Below are 19,209 nucleotides of genomic sequence, written 5' to 3'. Positions count from 1 at the left end.
TTGACTGTTGATAAACAAAATATTTTTTTACGTAATACTGAAACTTCTTTAGGCTATTCTGGACGTTCTATGCCAATCAAGCCTAACTATCCAGTAAGAAGAGATGTTAACGCACATGCAAACTTTATCCAAAGTAAGCTAAATGATAGTTATGAACGATCAAAAAATCAGAAGCAAGCTGCTGCAATAAGATATAAAAATGGCGTATATCTGGAATTTTCAGGTTCTCTTGGTCATGAAATGTCCGTAAAGAGTCTTGAAGATCGAAGACAAGGTATACGTCTTTTAAACGTGAAAGAAAATATGGGAACAAAACAAGTTAAAGCAACCGTTTATATACCTGATGGAAAAGAAGCACATTTTTTAAATAAAGTTAAGGCATATGCCACTGAAGTATCTAAGGAGAGTGGAAATCCAAAAAACAATGATTTAATAAGCAGTATTGAAGATATTTCTTTAGCCATGCTTGAATCATTTTGGACTGGAAAAATAGATGATATGCCTGGTGACGAATCAAGATGGTGTGAAGTGTGGATTAGATATGATGTTAAAAAGTCGAAAAAATCTCAAATAACGTCAAATGAAAATCAAGCGATGAACAGTTTGATTCAATGCTGTGAGACATTAAAAATTGGAGTTAATGAGCAAAGTTTAACTTTCCCAGAACGAATTGTGAAACTGATTTTTGCTAACAAATCACAATTAACGAATTTAATTAATATTTGCGAATATATAGCAGAATTTCGTAGAGCTCCTGAACAAACAAGTTTTTTTGATGATTTATCAGGGTCAGATCAACAAGAGTGGGTTGATGAATTATTAGCACGAACAGATTTTACAGATCAAAACATAACAGTTTGCTTACTGGACACAGGTCTAAATTCAGAGCATCCACTTTTATTTCCGGCAATTGTCGATCCTGCTTCAATTCAGGCTGTCAATAGTGCTTGGAACTCTGATGACCACGATGGCCATGGAACAGAAATGGCTGGAGTCGCTTTGTATTATAATCTTAAGGAAAAAATGAGTGGTAGTCATCAAGTTACAATTAATCATAAAATAGAATCAGTAAAAATTTTACCTCCTAGAGGAGAAAATTCTCCAGAATTATATGGTGCTATTACTGAACAGGCTGTTTTTCTTTCGGAAATCACAAATCCTAAGGCAATCAGAACATTATGCATGGCCGTGACAGCACCCAACTATAATACTGATGATGGTAGCCCTACGTCTTGGTCAGCTGCTATTGATAGTATAACATCTGGAGTGAATGGAGATGGAGAGAAACGTTTATTCTTCATTAGTGGTGGAAATGTACATCCGATAGAATTAAATAGCTCGTCATATCCAGATGTCAACATTCTTCATAGCATAGAAAATCCAGGTCAATCATGGAATGCTATCACTGTAGGTGCATATTCTAATGACGCTATAATATCTTCTTCTGACTATAATGGCTGTAAAGCAATTGCAGATGTGGGAGAATTATCCCCATACAGTTCTACATCTAAATTATGGAATGATAAATGGCCAATCAAACCAGAGATATTATTAGACGGTGGAAATATGGTAACTAATGGTGCTGATTTTTCAGAGTGTGAAGATTTATCACTTTTGACGACTAGTAAAGATTTTCTGACTAAACCGTTAACTACTACTTGGGGGACAAGTTCAGCTACTGCACAAGCTTCATGGATGGCAAGTCAAATTCATAATGAGTATCCTGATATTTGGCCAGAAACTACTCGGGCCTTACTAGTACATTCTGCAAATTGGACTAATAAAATGATTAATCAATTCCGAACTGATGATAAAAAGACAGTTGGAATAAAGCAGTTATTACGTACATGTGGGTATGGAATTCCTAATTTAGAAAAAGCAATTGAATGTGCTAATAATTCAGTAAATCTTGTCATTCAATCTGAACTACAGCCGTTTAAGTCTAGAAAAATGAATGATATGCATATTCATAAAATCCCTTGGCCTAAAGATGTTCTTCAATCATTAGGCGAAATCGATGCTAAGCTTAAAGTGACATTATCATATTTTATCGAACCTGGACCAGGTGAGATCGGCTGGAAAGATAAATATCGTTATCCATCTTGTGGATTAAGATTTGATGTTATTAATAGTGATGAAACATTAGAAGATTTCAAAAAAAGAGTGAATGTTAAAATGCGTGGAGATGATAGAAAAGATAGTGGTGATGGTACTAAAAGAAATTGGTATTTGGGACCTGGAAATAGAGATGTCGGATCAATTCATTCAGATTTTTGTGAAGATGTGGCGATAAATTTTTGTGATACTAATTATGTGGCTGTATATCCTGTAATTGGATGGTGGAGAGAGCGTGGCTATTTAGGAAAGTCCAATGAAAAAATAAGGTATTCACTTATAGTCTCAATAGAGACACCTGAGGTAGATACTGATCTTTATACACCAATCGTAACCCAAATAGAAATTGAACAATCTGTTGAAGTATCTATTGAGATTTAATTTATATAGATACAATCACTGGTGTTGCGTAGATGATGTCAGAATATTCTGATTTATTAGCTTTCTAAAAATTTGAAAAACGGTCAATGCTTACGCAGAGGATGACTATTTCCAGAAAATTTTTAGTCATTTAGTTTTAAAACAAAGGCGCCAGCGACTGTTTAAACGATTATGTCGGAATAAATGGGTTCAACCAGAGCTCTGCCGCATCAAACCGTTGATAATGAAAGGCTCGTTTGAGTTGAAACAGAGTCGCGCTCGTCCCTAAATCTAATTTAATCAGATACGTCAAGAGGGTTGCAATTAGTGTAAGAATGACTTGATTCATCGCCCCTTTCTCATCTTGTGAGTAACGTTTTTTGATCGTCAGATTTTGTTTCAAGTGTTTAAAAAACAACTCAATCTGCCACCTTGCTTGGTACGTATTCGCGATTTCCTGTACACTGACGTCTATACGATTCGTTACGAGACGCAGCAGTTTCTGCCCTTTTGTTAAAATGGTTACCAATCGAAAACGTGACGTGAGGTAGTTCTTTCCACCTCCTAAAGCAACATGCTGGTCACTAATAACTTGCCCGTCAGTTGTCTGATAGTCGTCGATTTCCATCTGATCAAGGACACTAACAAGTGTATTTTTCTTGATACGAGTCACGAAAAAGTAACCATCGTGATGCATCTTGTCCAGTAACATATAGTCGAAATAACCTCGATCTACGATATAAGTCGCTTCGGGTTTATTAACTAACACCTCAATTTGCGTCCGATCGTGGACTTTTGCGTTAGTAATCGTAAAGTCTTCCGGATACTGATTATTTTCGTCCATATAACACAGGTTAAGATGAAGTTTAATTCCCGACTTGGTGGAACGAAACTTCGCCCATGGAAACAAATGCCGATTCAAAGGAATGGTCGTAGAGTCAATTAATCGAAGGCTATTCCGTTTGGTTGTTTTTGTTGAATTTCCCCAACAAGGTTCCGGAAAATTTCCATAAGGACAGTGGAATCCATCTCAATCAAGCGACGAGATAAATTGCTGTGGTTAATCGAATCAATGCCAATTTCTCGGCAAAGTCGCTGATCAAGAAAAGCTCGACTCATCTCACGGTAGCTCGGGTATTCTTCGTAAACCACGTGAAATAAGATGTTTAGGGTTGTTTTGAAATCAAGTTTTTACTGTAATAATCGTAGGTTGTAATAACGGTTTGAGCATCTGTCGATAAGTCTTTTAACTTTATTGACGATACCCATTCCTGAAATGATGTTTTTGAGTTATACTTATCCATGTTTAGATCCTTTTTATTGGTCTTGGGTAAGTCATCCAAGGCCAGTATAAAGGATTTTTTTGTCTTTGAAAAGCGTGAATTCAAGGATAATCAAGTTTTAAATTCTTCGCAACACTAGTGGAATATTTTTAACAAAATTATTGGTACTTAGAAATATATTAGGTATTTAGATAGTTAGTTGCTATAATGAATTATAAGAAATTATCGGGAGGGGTCTCATGAAACTAGAAGAAATTAAACCGCTATTATCAGATATGAGAAAAAATAATGTTACAAAAGACAAGTTTACGTTTACTTATAATCAAGTAAATTTTGAAGTGATTGTATTAATTGATTGCAAACCTTTTGAGCTTCTTTTTGGTGTAGTTGGACATAACTTTAGTTTCATCCTAAATCTATATCCTGGTTTTCAACTTCAGAACCTTCCTGATTATGTATTTTTTAAGCTCTGTGAAATATTAAATCTAAAACCTGGAAAGGATACATTTACTTCCTTTGCATTTCTTAAATATATGGCTTCCAAGATTCCAAATCAATACAGCCGAGTTAATATTCAACCTCACGAAATTATTCCTTATAAAGTTAAGGATATTCCAGACGCGGAAAAGAAATACTTTTGTGGTTGGAAAATGTACAGAGAAGACAGTCCTTATAGTGCAAAGAATTTTGAAAAGACTAGGGAAATTTTGGGTGAATCAACTTTTATTTTTTGTAAAGAACATAATATCAGTTCTTGTTGGACAAACGAAGTAGAAAAAAGAAAAGATTATACCCCTCCTGAAATCATATAAAAAATATAGTCTCAACCATAAGTATACAAAATACTTATGGTTTTTCTTTTTTTCAAAGAAAGGAATGATGTAAGTGGAAATGAAAATTCATATTGCCAATCTTGGCAAATATAATGAGGGTGAGTTGGTCGGTGATTGGTTCACTCCTCCTATTGATTTTGACACCGTTAAAGAACGAATTGGATTAAATGATGAGTACACACTGATATCGGAAATTAATCGAAAATAAAAATGATATCATTTGTTATCCAGATTGTGATGATATGGAAGATGTGGCTCGCTACTATGTTGAAGAAACTGGAAGTTTTGGAGAAATACCTAATCATTTACAGAATTATATTGATTATCAATCGTTAGGAAGAGATATGGAAATTGAAGGTAATTTCTTGATTACCTCTCATGGGGTATTTGAATATCTACAATAAGGTTTAATCTGAAATCATTTTACAAACTACAATTTGTGTCTGATAATGAGTCTATACAATTGAAATTTATTTTAAGTACACTAATCTAAGGAATTAAGGAGGTATTTAATGACAATTAAATTGATGGATTATATTTTTGAGGAGAATGAAACGTTATATTTTGATCTTGTAGCATTGAAAGTTTATGAAGATATTGTGACTCAAATAGCAGAGGACAATAATGAAGTCGATTTTCAAGCAAAAAGAAAAGCACTTTATGAAGAGTTGGAGAAGCGATTTGATTCTTCAGAAGATGATTTTGTAAAACTTGTAATTGCTTATTCTTTAATATCGGGGACCTACTTTATGATAAATGGTTTAAATACAAGTGGAAAACTAGATAGGTATAGTGGAAAAAGGTATACAGAATTTGTTAATACAATTACTAATAATGCTATAGATATTGCTCAAACACTCGTAAAAAGTGAAATCCAATATAGGTTTGCAACTGATTTGATAGGTATTGCGTTAAAAGTAGTGAATAAACAAACTAAGAATGATATAGCAAATAAAGTTAATGAATTTGTAAAACAAACAATTCTTTCTAAAGACGAGGCTGAATTATCTGTAAAGAAAGTTCAATTTTTGATACCAGCTATAAATTTACTGTTAGAGTATAAGGGATTTAGAAATACAAGTTTATTACTTAAAATTGATGAGATACTTGATTTTGCAATCGAACAAGGAGATACTGCTGCATCTGAGCACTCAAAATTTAATGCTATGGGGTTTGATTGTCTTTTTCCAGGAGTGTTTGAACTCAAAATACAGTGCTGTCAAAAATCAAATAATACAGATAAAGAGAAAATAAATGAAGTAGTAAGATCATTTGCTGACACTTATTTAAACTTAGCTGAATCAAGAAGAGATTTGGGAGATGTTAACTTACAAATGGCAATACAACATTATGAAAATGCAGTTTCGCTTTATGTTAAATATGGCTTCAATGAAGATTTAAAAATAGTAAAGAGGCTTCTTGATGAAACCAAACAAGAATTGGAAAATTGGAATAATCCGCTTAGTATTTCCAGAAAACACAATTTAATGGATGATCTTACTATTACGCAATACGAGCAGTTAAATAAATGGTTGAAAGAACTTAAACAATTGGATATTAATGATAAAGTAAAAATGTTACTATTTGATGAGCAGATTGTGCCAAGTATAAGTAAAAAAGATATTTCGAAATTTAGGAATGAAAAAAAAAGTAATCAATTTTCAGAAATTTTTGCGGTAGATATTGTGAATGAAAAAGGCCATACCATATTCTATAGTGATACTGAGGAGAGTAAAGAAAGTTATGCTTTGTATAACTATATTCAAAAAATAGGTGCTGAATCCTGGAGTCATTTTCTAATTAATATTTTTGAGCAACATGGATATCTTGACTTTTCCAACCTGTTTAAATTTGATGAAATCCTATCTAAGCGCTCGTATCTATTTAGTAAAGCGTATGAGTTATTCTTTTCAGGTGACATTTATTCTGCGTTCTATATTTTAGTTCCTCAAATAGAATGGTGGTTTAGAGAAATTGCATATCAAGAAGGGGAACAAATTTCCAACTTGAACTACTTTCCAACAGAGCAAGCGAAAACTCTTACTCCTATTTTTGATACTGTTTCACTAAAAAAATGCTTAGGCGAAGATCAACACTGGTTATTTGAACAGTTAATGACTAAAGAACCAATGAACATCAGAAATAAGATTGCTCATGGAATTGACTTAAATGATAATGGTTTTTGTTCATATTTTGCTTTGTGCGTTCTTAAATTAGTTATTAAAAAGGGAGGATTTAATCGTGATGATATCTAATTACAATGATTTTGGTAATGAATTCATTGAAAGTATATCTGGAAATTGGTATAGCGATGGATTGCATGTAGAGGATTTAGTATGCGAAAATAGTAGTATTGAATTTTCTCTTAAATTTAATGGTGAGGAAATGCTAGAAACATTCAAAATTGCTTCATATGGTTATGTTACAAATTCAAAAGATCAAAAACATGATTACATTTTACCTTTTACAGAGTACAATCATTTTGGATTTAGTTGGTTAAGAATTAATCCACACTATAAAAATAAAGGAATATGTTCGTATGTAATGTTGAGAATAATTTCTGTTGTTATTTCTAAGTATCTAAACAGGAATTTTTTGTTTGATTTGAAAAATACATCTAAAGAAATTGAAGATCCCTTACGTTTATATTCATCAATACTAACTAATAGCAAAGCTGGTTTTCAATATCGTTACTTTGAAATAAAGGATAGAGAAGCTGATATTGAAAAAATAACAAAACAATTTATTGATAAAGAATCTAAGATTACTATGTTGCTATCAGAAGGTTTATAATTATATATATTGAAAAGAGTGTCCATTTTTTTGAATACTCTTTTTTCATTTTTAGGGATGTAATACTCTGAAAAAAATTAGAAGTTATACCAGCATCTGGAATGTTGAGAAAGTTATATACGCTATCAATGACTTACAGCTCCCATTTCCTATTACATTTACACAAATGACATGGTTTGTGGTATCTATTCTTTTTGTCATTCTATTTAGTCATATCCCACCTCTGAATACTGCGGACGAAATGGTTCTTCCGCAAATATAAGGGGAAAACCTTTTAAAAATGACAATAGAAGCGTACAATAAATGGAGATAAAAAAATGAGCGTGAGGGTGTGAGAGTGAATGAATAAGCAAACAAGACTACAGTTAAACCATTTTTTCCCAGAGACACTAGGCATTACAAGTATTGAAGAGACTGACAATCAGTTGACCATTCAAATGAAGTCGTTGACGAAAACTAGCCAATGTCCGAAGTGTTATGAGGTTTGCCACACTCACCACAATGCTTATGTCAGGAAAGCGCAAGATCTGCCTATTTTAGGTAAAACAGTTTTTCTGGAAATCACACTACCTACTCTTATGACTGACCTAATCCAGCTTGTCATGTTAAAACCGTCACAGAGAACTATACTCATTTTTTGAGCGCGTACAGTCGTATGACGGAACGCTGTATGGCTTTTATTTGTTTGCTAGCCTTAGAGACTAGTTGTGAAAGTTGTGCGAAAGTCTGTCGAAAAATTGGGATTCAGACAAGTGGGGATACAGTCATTCGTCTGCTTACAAAAAAATTCGAATAAACGTTAAATTAACTGAATAGGAAGCGAAAAAAATTGGAAAATATTATTGAAGATTTTAAAAAACAATCAGAAGTTGAAGATAGAATGATAAAAAAATATCAAAATAAAGTTCCTAAAGAAATTATTGAATTCTGGAAGGAATATGGTTTTGGGACTTTTTTGGGTGGTTATCTAAAATCTGTCAATCCAGAAAGTTTTGAAGAGACATTGAAATTAGGAAGTCAACGTTTTCATGATGGCATTGTGCTATTTGCCACAGGGATGGGTGATTTAATTATTTGGTCAGATAATTATGTTAGGATTTTAAATTTTAGACATGGAATCATCGATACTATAATGTCAGGATTTACTTTTTTCTTTGATGATATATTTGATATTGACTTTAGAGTGGAAGAGCTGAAATGGCTACCATATCCACAAGCTACAGAATTATTAGGATTTCCTGAATATGACGAATGTTTTGGATATGTTCCTATACTGGGGATTGGAGACGGGGAAGAGGTTGAGAACCTTGAAAAGGTTAAGCTAATGGAATATTTACAGATTATTATTGAATTTATGGGACCCATAGCTTAAAGAGTCTATTCCTGTTATAAATAATAAAATTTAGAAATAAAATTAAATAGTAAAGCCTCGACTACTAAGTGTGAATCCACTAATTAAGTTACCAATAGCTAAAAAAAAGCTAGCTGTATTTTTTATACTTCTCGCAGTCGGTCTCCGGCCCCGAGAAAGCGAGTGAGGCTAAATTTTCTAATATAGATTTTGGGGCAGAGAAACCAGTAACTGGACAAGATTGGAATAATTATTTTAAAAATAAAGATGGTGCTGGAAATGTTCAGTGTTATTTTGCAGGAGATCTTACTTATTTTATCAGTTGAATATCTAAGTTGTTGCGTGATTAGATGTTGTTTAGTAATATGGATTTAAGGAGGTGATACTATGCTTGTTACAAAATCTAGATTACAAGGTAGTTCTGTAGTTATTACTTTACCTTCAGATGATGGGAGAAAACCTCCAGAAAATCAAGAATACATAGTAGTTTATTCTGATAATGGGACTATTACGTTAGTTCCTAAGATTGAAGACCCTTTTGAAGGTGGAGAAGAAGCTGAGTACTATGAAAAGAATGAATGGGGAGATTTCTCTTTTGAAGGAAGAGAAATTTTGTAATGACTGAAGAGATGACTATCAACGGATTCTATAGCAGTGTAATTTTATACATCTTTTTCAGCTTCGATTAAACATGTTTTATTCTGGTTTAAATGTGGCTAGTGTTAATAATAAGGAGATATCCTGACTAAATAGCGAGAACTAAAATGGACTAAAACTGCTAGAATGTATATGTTATGTAGTTGAGGAAGAGTTATATATAAGACACCCTACCTAACAACCCGAACTAAAGGATGCGACTATTTTTTAGCATAGACAAAAAGAGCACGTTGCTAGCCAGTTCAGTCCGTAGCAAAGTACTCTTATTTCATGTTATTTTAGAAAAAACTATTGACACCGCTTACCAATCCCTATACAATGGCGGTGAAGTCACAACAACGACAATTAACTAAACTTTATGGCACTCCGCCTTGCGACTCGACATCACAAAACGGAGCCTCGATTAAACAGCTGAGAACTGTCAAATCAAGTTGGCCAATAGCTAGCAGTAAATCACTAGCTTTGTTTATTGTACCTAATTTAAGCGCTTTTTTCTAGAGCTTTTTCGGATTTTTTAGAAGGAGCTACGGCTTATTTGCGTATCAATAAAAGAAGTGAGACTGCTAGAGAGTTTTTAACTCTAACAACTATTGTAAAACGGCATTGGACAGTGAGTCTGATGCCGTTTTTGATTTGCCAATAGTTGGTTAGAGAGTCGTAGAAGGACTTCCAGATAGGGGGACTGAAAGGGAATGGCGGCATTAGTTACTTTTCGCGAAAGTAGCTGATGACCTTTCAATTCCCCACTATCTGACGGATAAGGCCTTTTCCTTGTTGATGCTGTCGGTAAGTAATTTAGCTTTAAATTCGCTAGCAACTAGTTGAACACAGGAGAAATTCTAGACTTGTTTGAATCATTTTTAGAAGAGGAGTGCATCTTGTGGAAAAAAAGAAGTTACAACTGGGTTTAATCATCTTGATCTTTGTGGCAAATATCGCCACTGGAATTACACCAGCATTGGCTAAAATCGGCAATGCCTTCCCAGAAGTCGGCCGATCTCAGCTACAATTGATTATTTCGATTGCGGCCTTGTTGAGTTTTTTAGCCTCACTTGCGGCAGGGAAATTACAATCTTTAGTCAGCCAAAAGACCGTCGTCTTAACCGGGGCCGCCTTTCTAGGGTTAGGCTGTTTGCCGTTAATTGTTCAGTCAAATTTTACCTTTTTGTTAATAGTTTCTGTCTTTCTTGGTGGTGGAAGTGGTTTGATGACCGCCACGATTCCCGCCTTAATTGCTCGTTATTTTGAGGGAGAAGCTCGGACCTCCATGTTAGGGAAGAAGACCGGCTATCAAGGGTTGGGTACGATGTTAATGACCTTTATCGGCGGTGTTTTAGCTGTTTATGGCTGGCAATACAACTACGCGATTTTTGTGATAGCGATTATTGCGTTTGTCTTAGGGTTGTTTTTACTGCCTAATGACCCCGTGTTGAAAACAGCCAAAGAAGGAGAGCGGACGGCTGTCGAGTCGGATGAGCAAAAATTTGCCGTGGGAAGTCTGACCGTGATCTTATTATTGACCTTAGCTGTCACGTTGACCATGTTGACGTCTGTCTTGTCCAATAATATGGCCTTACATGCCGATATTAATGACATTGGCGATTCCTCTGTCTCTGGTTTGGCTTTATCGGTCAATAGCCTAGGTACTATTTTAGCAGGCTTTGTGGCAAGCCAAGTAGTCAAAGTCTTAAAATCGAATACTCTTTGGATCAGTTATCTCTTGATGGCGGGGGGCTTGTTGATCATCGGCGTCCTTCATGCAAAAGTCGGCTTAGTCGGAGGTTCTTTCATTTTTGGCTTGGGCTATGGCACGGTCATGACCCGCTTGTTGTATTTGATCACGTCATTGCTGAAATCCACCTCAGTCCCGATGGGCATGAGTTTGTTTTCCGCCTTGACCAGTCTCGGCTTTGCTTTTGCGCCGATGCTGATGAATGGGATAGCAGGCTTGTTTTCAGACAATCTGGCAACGGCCTCTTTTATGGTGGCCTTAAGTTTTGCTTTGGGAATTGCGACGTTAATTTTAGTGACCGATGGTGAGAAAAAATTAGTTGGCAAGATCGTTTAGAAAGGAGTAACAAAATGACGTATAATGGTGAGTATTTTGATCAAGTAATTGATCGCAGAGGGACGATTGCTGGGAAATGGGACGGCTTGGAGTTTTTATATGGTGACAGTGACTTAATTCCGATGTGGGTGGCCGACACGGATTTTAGACCGCCAAGAGAAGTAGTAGACGCAGTGATTGAGCGGGCCAAACACGGTATTTTTGGCTACGGGTTTTATGGTTTTCCCTATAAAGACGCGGTCATTGACTGGCATCAACGGCGTAACAAGATCACCTATCAGAAGGACAGCGTCTTTTTCACCCCAAATGTCCTGGTCTCGTTAAACAATGTGGTGCGAGCCTTAACAGAGGAGGGGGATCAAGTCCTGTTGTTTAACCCGACCTATGGCCCGTTGGAAAAAGAACCTCTCTTTGCGAAGAGAGAAATTGTTCGGGCCAGACTGTTGAAGGAACAAGGGCATTATGAGATTGATTTTAGTGCTTTTGAACAATTGATTAAAGACAATCAGATCAAGCTTTTTATTCTCTGCAATCCACACAACCCAACAGGGCGAGTCTGGACCGAAGAAGAACTTGTTAAACTAGTCACGATTTGTCAGCGATACGGTATTCCAATCGTGTCAGATGAAATCCATTCTGATTTGATCATGCCGGGGCAAATCTTTACTCCGTTGATGAAAGTGACGCGAGCTCTAGCATATGATCAGGTGGTAATGTTGAGCGCACCGACTAAAACCTTTAACATGGCGGGCTTACAAGCTTCTTACTATATCACCGACAATCAGGACTTTGTTAAGAAAATTGACCAAGTCAAAGCCTACAGTCACACAGGTGATTTGTTAAACAGTTTTGCTTATCTGGCCTTAGCCAAGGCTTATGAACATGGTGAAGACTATGTGGACACCTTAAACGAGTATCTTTTTAGTAATTATGAATATTTGGTAGAAGAACTGGAGCCCTTTAGCTTTGTGGCAGTGACAAAACTAGAAGCGACCTACCTTGCGTGGATTGAGTTGTCATCTATAAACTTGACCGGGAAAGAACTACGAGCCAAGATGGTGGAAAGTGGTGTAGCGATTCAGTCAGGAGACGACTTTTTCGAGGAAGAGGGCTTATTCTTTAGAGTCAATATCGGTTGCCCTCGGGAGACCTTAAAAGCAGGGGTGAAGGCGATTATCACTTGTTTGAGTGAGCTGGCAAGGGCTGAAGGCATTGAGTAAGGTTTAAGTGGAAATAACTGGATAGTGTCTAGCAAAGGAGGGCTTGGTCCTTTTAAGGGGAGCGCCAGAAAAAGGTCAACTCTTAAACTGCTCCTTGGCTAGTTCTATAACAGACCAACTCTTGTTTAGTGAAGAGTTGGTTTGTTTGCATATGGGGATAATGAGTTTGGAAGGTTAGAGGAAGTGATAAGTGGTAGAGTGTTATTTTTAAAACTATCGATTTGTGGATCAAATCCGGAATTAGTTGGCGTTGATTCGGTGGTCTGGAAATCGTAATAATCGTTAGTGTGATCGTGTTTTCAGTTGTTTTTATTAGCTGTTTCTGAAGCTTGAAGAGTGTAAACTGTTGCCATACATTTTTTGAAAAAGTATAGTTGAATTGTTATATCGAGAAATAGAATATTGAACTAGAGTGGTTTGAATCAATATTATTCGTTAACTAATGGGATCACTGTTATTTTATAAAGAGTCAAATTGCGGATCAAATCCGTAATCAGTTGACGTTGGTTCGTCAGTCTGGAAATCGCTATAATCGTTAACATAATCGTGTTTTTAATTACTTTTACTGGCTGCTTTAGAAGTTTGAAATGTGTCAACTGTAGCAAAACAAAATGTTGGAAAAATCTAATTGAGCTGTTATATCGAACGTTTGAGTGATTGAACTAGAAGATCTTGAATCAATCTATTCGTTAACAAAAGAGTTTGTCGTTATTTTTTAATAGGTCAAATTGCAGATCAAATCCGTAATCAGTTGACGTTGATTCGTCCGTTTGAAAATCGCTATAACCGTTAATATAATCGTGTTTTTAATTGCTTTTACTGGCTGCTTTAGAAGTTTGAAAAGTGTCAACTGTAGCAATACAAAATGTTGGAAAAGTCTAATTGAGCTGTTATATTAAGCGTTTGAGTGATTGAACTAGAAGATCTTGAATCAATCTATTTGTTAACAAAAGAGTTTGTTGTTATTTTTTAATAGGTCAAATTGCAGATCAAATCCGTAATCAGTTGACATTGATTCGTCCGTTTGAAAATCGCTATGATCGTTAACATAATCATATTTTTGAGTATTTTTACTGGCCGTTTTAGACGTTTGAAAAGTGTCAACTGTAGCAATACAAAATGTTGGAAAAGTTTAACTGAACTGTTATATCAACAATTGAGTGAATGAACTAGTGTGTTTTGAATGAATTTATTTGTTAATAAATCCGATTGTTGTTATTTCCCAAAGAGTCAAATTGCGGATCAAATCCGTAATCAGTTGACGTTAGTTTGTCAGTCTGTAAATCGTGCTAACCGTTAGTATGATCGTGTTTCTCATTGTTTCTATTAGCTTCTTTAGAAGGTTGAAAAGTGTCAACTGTTGCCATACAAATTTTTAGAAAAGTTTAGTTGAACTGTTATATCGAGAAACAGATGATTGGACTAGAATACCTTGAATTAATTTATTAGTTAACTAATGAGATCACTGTTATTTTCCAAAGAGTCAAATTGCGGATTAAATCCGTAATCAGTTGACGTTGGTTCGTCGGTCTGCAAATCGTGCTAACCGTTAGTATGATCGTGTTTCTCATTGTTTTTGTTAGTTGCTTTAGAAAGTTGAAAAGTGTCAACCGTTGCCATACATTTTTCTTGAAAAGTTTATCTGGGCTGTTATATCGAGAATTAGAAGGTTGAACTAGAGTACCTTGAACTAATTTATTCGTTACCTTATGGAATCACTGTTATTTTCCAAAGAGTCAAATTGCGGATCAAATCCGGAATCAGTTGACGTTGGTTTGCCGGTCTGCAAATCGCGCTAATCTTTAGAATGATCATGTTTCTAGCTGTATTTATTAGCTGTTCTGAAGGTTGGAAAGTGTCAACTGTTGAGCTACATTTTTTTCGATAAACATTCATGAGTTGTTTTTTTAGAGAAAAGGAAGCAAGTTATTTTGATGCCTTCTAAATGGCTGTTTGTCTGATAGTTATCCCTTCTTTTCACGAATGTTTTCTATTAACTTTGTTTTAGTTGTTGTCACGTAACTGGCTTTGGCACAGTATCCAGCGCTTAGCTCTTTTGAGGTCAGTTGAGAATGTTGGAAATTTACCATTGGTATATCACTTAACTCCTCAAAAAAGGCTACTGGGTCAAGACCACTAACGAAACGAGAGACACTGGTTTTGAAATGGTGTCCGTGTTGATTTCTAAAAGTTAGGACTATTTTTTTACTATTCGTCATGGTGAAGACCTTCTTTCCATTTTACTATCTGCCAGAATAATCGACGTTTGGAGGGGGGAAGTAAGTCGATGTCCACCGGCCGGAGCACATGTTCATAATAGAGTGGCAGCAGATCGGTGAAAATCTGCATGGCATAGATGAACTGTTTCGGGCAGATGATAAGAGGGACTATTCCCGCCTGTTCGAACTTGTTTGTCATCAATGGGTTGGTTGGGTTCGCTAATCCTTTGGCTGCTAACTGAGGTTTCGCCCCAAAAATCTGGGATACTTGAATTGACCAAAATTCATGGGTATCTGTCCATAAGGTTTGGCGAACGCTCTTAATCCCTTTTGGCAGTTCGAAAGAACCGCCAAAGAAAAAGTCAATAATCGTATGACTGGTTTCAAAGCCCTCAACCTTTGAGGAATGATACTTGACGATTGCGCTAAGATTTACCCATGTGGTATCCGTCACTCGCGAAAAGCAAACATCTGGTGTTACATAAGCGGCATGTTTTGGCGATTTTCGGAAAAAGAAATTAAGTGATTGACGCCATTTTTCCTGGTCAAATCCCTGATGGATTAATAAAAATTGATCGAGTAACTGAAGAGGTGTTTGGGTTGATTTACCAAGACACCCAGAGCGATCAAATAGTAAGGTTTCCTCCTTTCCCGATGGGCCAATGCCCGTCATCATCGCGATCGTCTCTTTTGTCACTTGCTCATCTTTCATCACATCAACCACGTCTAAATAATCTTCCACACACTCTTCTCTAACAACACCAAGCTGCCAACTCAACTTATCGATTAACCATCGATCTTTCCATCGATCTTTCATTTTAGTTCCTCCTTCGTTTAATTCAAAGAAGGCATCAAAATATAGGTATATGTTATTTTTAACATATTTTTATTTTTTTGTAAAAGGGCCTAACTGACCCTTTTTGCTCATGTAAATTCTCAGAAAAATTACGTATAGACGCTATTTTCGCGAGATAACAACGTTCTTAAATTGAAATTAGACGCACTTACTCCAAAATAGCGGGAAAAACGGGTCAGTTAGCCCCTTTGAAAAATAAAAAATAATCCTTTATGCTAGTGGCAAGATCAGATCTGGTTCTTATTGGTAAGTCGCAAAAGTCAACTGTCGCTGGAAATAGGAGCAGAAAGGGGTGAACAATATGGCACAAACCGCATTTTTGAGTCATGCTGCAGAAATTGGGTATACCTCAATTGGTAAAAAAAGCAAACAGCAGCTGCCTAATCTGAAGGAAACAGTCGAGTCAGATACGATGGTGGCACTGGGGAATCTATTTGTAAAACTGATTCCTAAAGATGACGTCAAGTTGGAAGAAGTGGTCACGGTTAAACGCACACGCCATCAAATGGCGTAGAAAGGGTGAAAGCCTTATGGAAGAAGTGTTATCAAGACGTCTCCAATTAGCTTATTATAATGCTGATGGCAGTCAAAGTACTTTGAGTCCTAAGTATTTTGATGAAGGCTTTATTGGTGATAAGGAGAAGTTACGGGAATGGATGGCGGATTTTAGCAAGCTTGAGTTGTTTTATAATCAGGAAAAAGACATCCAGTTGTATACCGAAACAAAAGGTGCTCAGCTAATTGAAACCAAAAGAATTGACCTATTAGCTTAGAGCGTATTTTAGTTTGATCTATAGGGTGGTTACCACCCTATAGATTGATTAAGAAAGGAATGATTCACATGAGATTTTTAGGCATGACGCTTCCAGAGTTGGCAGCTCTTTTTGGGATGATCTCCCTAGTGGTTGGCGCTATGATGAAGTTTTATCACATGGTTCGTTTTCAGATTACAGCGCCTTTGATTGAAGCTTTGGATAAATTACGCATTGAGATTAGTCAGCTTGAAGAGTATTTAATCGGAGAGTATCGACAGTTAAAGGACAAGACGGAGCAATTGGAAAAGAGTATGAGCGTGTATGATCATCTGAAAGCAAAGGAGGGGTATCATGATTGTCCAGTGGCTGACAGAAGTTAATAATAGCTATTTAGTGGCCTTAGCAGTATTGATTGCATTGGTTGTCGAAGGCGTTAAGCTGGGGGAATGGATTGACAGAAAGTGGCTACCATTAGTTGCTAGCGTTATCGGCTTAGTTTTAGGATTAGTGATTGCCTTGATTTATCAAGAAGCCATCATCTTAACTTGTTTGAATGGTGTAATTGCAGGCTTAATGGCAGCCGGTGGTTTTGATGTGATGAAAGCTGTGTGGCAAGTGCCAGAGGAACTTTTATGACTCGACCAAGGCCAGTCATTTTGGATATAAGTGAACATCAACTGCCAAGTCAGCTGAACTACCCTCAGTTAGCTCAAGCGATTGATTGGGTGATCATTCGGGTCCAATATGGTAGTTTGTATCAGGATAAGCACTTTCAAACTCATCTGACATCATTTAAAAATTTAAATGTGCCGGTTAATGTTTATGCTTGGGTACGAGGGATTAATGGGGCGGATATGGAAAAAGAGGCTGAGGATTTTTATCGACGGGCTGTTGGTTTTCAACCAAGTTTTTGGTGGTTGGATATTGAGGAAGGCTCAATGGGGAATATGGTAAAAGGCTGTGAGCTATTCAGACGGCGTTTAAAGGAATTAGGGGCAAAAAAAGTTGGGGCTTATATTGCCAATCATCGCTATCGTGAGTTTGGCTTTACTTCAGAAAGTGTTCAGGCTTATGACGCCCTCTGGTTACCTACCTACGGGCAAAACGATGGAAGCTATCGTGGGGTTACTCCCACAGCAACAGCTAACTATGATTTACACCAATATACCAGTAATGGTCGTTTACCAGGCTATCCTGGTCCTTTGGATTTATCACGTCTAGTCCGAAAAACTTCGGCATTTTTTACGGAGACGGAGTCACTATCTTCATCAGGTTATCAAATAGGAGACCAAGTGACGATTAATGGAATCTTTGTTAGCTCAACTTCTACGGTTCAATTAAGACCTCTTAGAACTCAAGGAACCATTACCCGTGTTGTTAAGAATGCAGCTAATCCTTATTTACTTGATGACGGGATGGGATGGGTTAACGGGCGAGTCATCGTAAAAAAGGAACTTCGCCAATATCAGGTAAGCCAAGGAGAGACCTTATCAGGAATTGCTCAGAAGTTAGGCGTTAGCTGGCAGGAAATGGCTAGGCTTAATCAACTGGCTAACCCTCATTTAATTTACCCAGGACAATTATTGCGATATTAAAGTCAGAACCATACGAAAGGATTAGAGAGTATGAATGAGAAAATGGTTGTATCAAAATTGATAAAAAGTGAACCCCTCCACTTAAAGGTGGCTCAATTGATCAAGGAATTACGTCACTATAAAAATGTAACCCAAGAAGAGGTGTGTCAGCACGCCAAGATAACCCGGCAGTATTTATCGGAAATAGAAAATGGCCATCGCAAACAGTTGAATCTAGTCAAGATTCAAGAAATTGTTCAAGGCTGTGGTGAGCGGTTATATGTGACTACTAGCTATGATAATCCTTTGCAAATTTCAGACCAAACAGAAAAGGAAGACAAGGTGTTGAATTCTTTTGCTGAGGGACAGATCCAAGAAGCCGAGCGTTTATTAAGTGAAATTCGTCAATGGCGTTACCCAACGGAACACATTATGGCTAAGTGTAAACGTAAAACGGCTGTGGCTCTAAGTTATCATTTTCGCCAAATGCCACGTGAAAGTGAAGCGGCTCTCAATCGCTTAGTTATGGGATTAGCAATGATTGATTGTCGGGAGGAAGCTGATTATTTTATGGAAATGTATTATCGGATTATGAAGCTAGGCGAAAAAGAAGTGATGAAGCGTCGCCGTGTTCTACGTAAAGAGCAGAAAGGAGCATTATCATGATTATTTGGGAAGGAACCGATGTGGTCTGTTGTTACAATGTAGCAGGTGAAAGTAAGCTTAAGCGACTACGCTTCGTTCATTTGGCTAAAAATGTGGAGTCGGAAAAAGTATTGGCGTTTGCCGATTTATTATTAGAGGTCTTGCCGACCAGTTATTCCAAGGATTCGGCACAAATTCTGACGCGAACTAGGTATCTATAGGAGGGAAAAAGATGGCTAAAAAGTTGTATTTGTATTTTACCAATGAAGATGAGCAACCGACGACGATTATTGTCCAGCATCCTAACCAAAACTTGGATGGTGTGGCTGTCCGTAGCTTTATGGAAAAGGTAATGGCCTTAGAATTGTTTGAGCACAAGGGGCAACTAAAGTACGCCAATATTAAAGGGGCGAAGTACATGGATAAGAAGACTGATGTGTTGTTTTAGCCGAGAAAAGTGATGGAAATCAGAAAATTTGG

At 36.6% G+C, this 19,209-nt stretch carries 18 protein-coding genes and 3 pseudogenes; 18 read left to right on the top strand and 3 right to left on the bottom strand.

What is annotated here, in order from left to right; genetic code table 11:
* Positions 1 to 2,496 carry a S8 family peptidase gene (locus I6N95_RS03685; protein WP_245249240.1) on the top strand — a complete coding sequence of 832 codons (2,496 nt, stop codon included), beginning with the start codon at positions 1 to 3 and terminating at the stop codon, positions 2,494 to 2,496.
* A gap of 169 nt (positions 2,497 to 2,665) precedes the next feature.
* On the opposite strand, the pseudogene I6N95_RS03680 reads toward I6N95_RS03685, so the two are convergent.
* Positions 2,666 to 3,779, bottom strand: a pseudogene (locus I6N95_RS03680) (IS4 family transposase).
* Positions 3,780 to 3,997: 218 nt separating this feature from the next.
* Here I6N95_RS03680 and I6N95_RS03675 point away from each other — a divergent pair.
* The 9 genes and pseudogenes from I6N95_RS03675 to I6N95_RS03635 all read left to right on the top strand — a co-directional run bounded on the left by I6N95_RS03675 (position 3,998) and on the right by I6N95_RS03635 (position 12,680).
* Entirely contained in the window at positions 3,998 to 4,570 is a 573-nt protein-coding gene (locus tag I6N95_RS03675; RefSeq protein ID WP_209525000.1) for a DUF6037 family protein, read from the top strand.
* A 79-nt stretch (positions 4,571 to 4,649) separates the two neighbouring features.
* Positions 4,650 to 4,995 (top strand): annotated as a pseudogene (locus I6N95_RS03670) (antirestriction protein ArdA).
* 108 nt (positions 4,996 to 5,103) lie between these two features.
* A complete protein-coding gene (locus tag I6N95_RS03665; RefSeq protein WP_209524999.1) occupies positions 5,104 to 6,846 on the top strand; it encodes a DUF4209 domain-containing protein in 1,743 nt (580 codons plus the stop codon).
* The gene (locus I6N95_RS03660; RefSeq protein WP_209524998.1) at positions 6,833 to 7,384 is read left to right on the top strand and encodes a hypothetical protein; all 552 of its coding nucleotides are present in this window, start codon (positions 6,833 to 6,835) and stop codon (positions 7,382 to 7,384) included. Before I6N95_RS03665 ends, I6N95_RS03660 begins: the two co-directional genes overlap by 14 nt.
* Positions 7,385 to 7,451: 67 nt before the next feature.
* A pseudogene (locus I6N95_RS03655) lies at positions 7,452 to 7,634 on the top strand (TcpE family conjugal transfer membrane protein); the annotation flags it as partial.
* Between the two features lie 579 nt (positions 7,635 to 8,213).
* Positions 8,214 to 8,756: a T6SS immunity protein Tdi1 domain-containing protein gene (locus I6N95_RS03650; protein ID WP_209524997.1), complete on the top strand. Its 543-nt coding sequence runs from the start codon at positions 8,214 to 8,216 to the stop codon at positions 8,754 to 8,756.
* Between the two features lie 366 nt (positions 8,757 to 9,122).
* On the top strand, positions 9,123 to 9,353 hold the full coding sequence (mazE, locus tag I6N95_RS03645) for a type II toxin-antitoxin system PemI/MazE family antitoxin (RefSeq protein WP_209524996.1): 231 nt from the start codon (positions 9,123 to 9,125) through the stop codon (positions 9,351 to 9,353).
* A gap of 919 nt (positions 9,354 to 10,272) precedes the next feature.
* Positions 10,273 to 11,460 carry an MFS transporter gene (locus I6N95_RS03640; protein ID WP_209524995.1) on the top strand — a complete coding sequence of 396 codons (1,188 nt, stop codon included), beginning with the start codon at positions 10,273 to 10,275 and terminating at the stop codon, positions 11,458 to 11,460.
* A gap of 14 nt (positions 11,461 to 11,474) precedes the next feature.
* On the top strand, positions 11,475 to 12,680 hold the full coding sequence (locus I6N95_RS03635) for a MalY/PatB family protein (protein ID WP_209524994.1): 1,206 nt from the start codon (positions 11,475 to 11,477) through the stop codon (positions 12,678 to 12,680).
* 1,964 nt (positions 12,681 to 14,644) lie between these two features.
* Here I6N95_RS03635 and I6N95_RS03630 read toward each other — a convergent pair.
* Positions 14,645 to 14,899: a hypothetical protein gene (locus tag I6N95_RS03630; RefSeq protein WP_209524993.1), complete on the bottom strand. Its 255-nt coding sequence runs from the start codon at positions 14,897 to 14,899 to the stop codon at positions 14,645 to 14,647.
* Complete coding sequence (locus I6N95_RS03625; protein WP_209524992.1) at positions 14,889 to 15,716, bottom strand: hypothetical protein; 828 nt, start codon at positions 15,714 to 15,716, stop codon at positions 14,889 to 14,891. The genes I6N95_RS03630 and I6N95_RS03625 overlap by 11 nt, the downstream gene beginning before the upstream one ends.
* Before the next feature lie 340 nt (positions 15,717 to 16,056).
* On the opposite strand from I6N95_RS03625, the gene I6N95_RS03620 reads away from it, so the two are divergent.
* The 8 genes from I6N95_RS03620 (at position 16,057) to I6N95_RS03585 (ending at position 19,177) form a co-directional block, all read left to right on the top strand.
* Complete coding sequence (locus I6N95_RS03620; protein WP_209524991.1) at positions 16,057 to 16,269, top strand: hypothetical protein; 213 nt, start codon at positions 16,057 to 16,059, stop codon at positions 16,267 to 16,269.
* A 16-nt stretch (positions 16,270 to 16,285) separates the two neighbouring features.
* Positions 16,286 to 16,528 (top strand): DUF2922 family protein, encoded by a 243-nt coding sequence (locus tag I6N95_RS03615; RefSeq protein WP_209524990.1) that lies wholly within the window; start codon positions 16,286 to 16,288, stop codon positions 16,526 to 16,528.
* Between the two features lie 68 nt (positions 16,529 to 16,596).
* Entirely contained in the window at positions 16,597 to 16,890 is a 294-nt protein-coding gene (locus I6N95_RS03610) for a hypothetical protein (RefSeq protein ID WP_209524989.1), read from the top strand.
* Positions 16,862 to 17,146 (top strand): holin, encoded by a 285-nt coding sequence (locus I6N95_RS03605; RefSeq protein ID WP_209524988.1) that lies wholly within the window; start codon positions 16,862 to 16,864, stop codon positions 17,144 to 17,146. The genes I6N95_RS03610 and I6N95_RS03605 overlap by 29 nt, the downstream gene beginning before the upstream one ends.
* A complete protein-coding gene (locus I6N95_RS03600) occupies positions 17,143 to 18,105 on the top strand; it encodes a GH25 family lysozyme (RefSeq protein ID WP_209524987.1) in 963 nt (320 codons plus the stop codon). Before I6N95_RS03605 ends, I6N95_RS03600 begins: the two co-directional genes overlap by 4 nt.
* 30 nt (positions 18,106 to 18,135) lie before the next feature.
* On the top strand, positions 18,136 to 18,750 hold the full coding sequence (locus tag I6N95_RS03595) for a helix-turn-helix domain-containing protein (protein ID WP_209524986.1): 615 nt from the start codon (positions 18,136 to 18,138) through the stop codon (positions 18,748 to 18,750).
* Positions 18,747 to 18,950, top strand: coding sequence for a hypothetical protein (locus I6N95_RS03590; RefSeq protein WP_209524985.1), 204 nt, complete (start codon positions 18,747 to 18,749; stop codon positions 18,948 to 18,950). Before I6N95_RS03595 ends, I6N95_RS03590 begins: the two co-directional genes overlap by 4 nt.
* Before the next feature lie 11 nt (positions 18,951 to 18,961).
* Positions 18,962 to 19,177, top strand: coding sequence for a DUF2922 domain-containing protein (locus tag I6N95_RS03585; RefSeq protein WP_209524984.1), 216 nt, complete (start codon positions 18,962 to 18,964; stop codon positions 19,175 to 19,177).
* Positions 19,178 to 19,209: the final 32 nt, after the last annotated feature.

Origin of the sequence: Vagococcus allomyrinae, assembly GCF_017829975.1 — a bacterium.
Taxonomy (GTDB): domain Bacteria; phylum Bacillota; class Bacilli; order Lactobacillales; family Vagococcaceae; genus Vagococcus_D; species Vagococcus_D allomyrinae.
The sequence above is the reverse complement of the archived record's forward strand: the minus strand, read 5'-3'. Positions and strand labels throughout refer to the sequence as shown.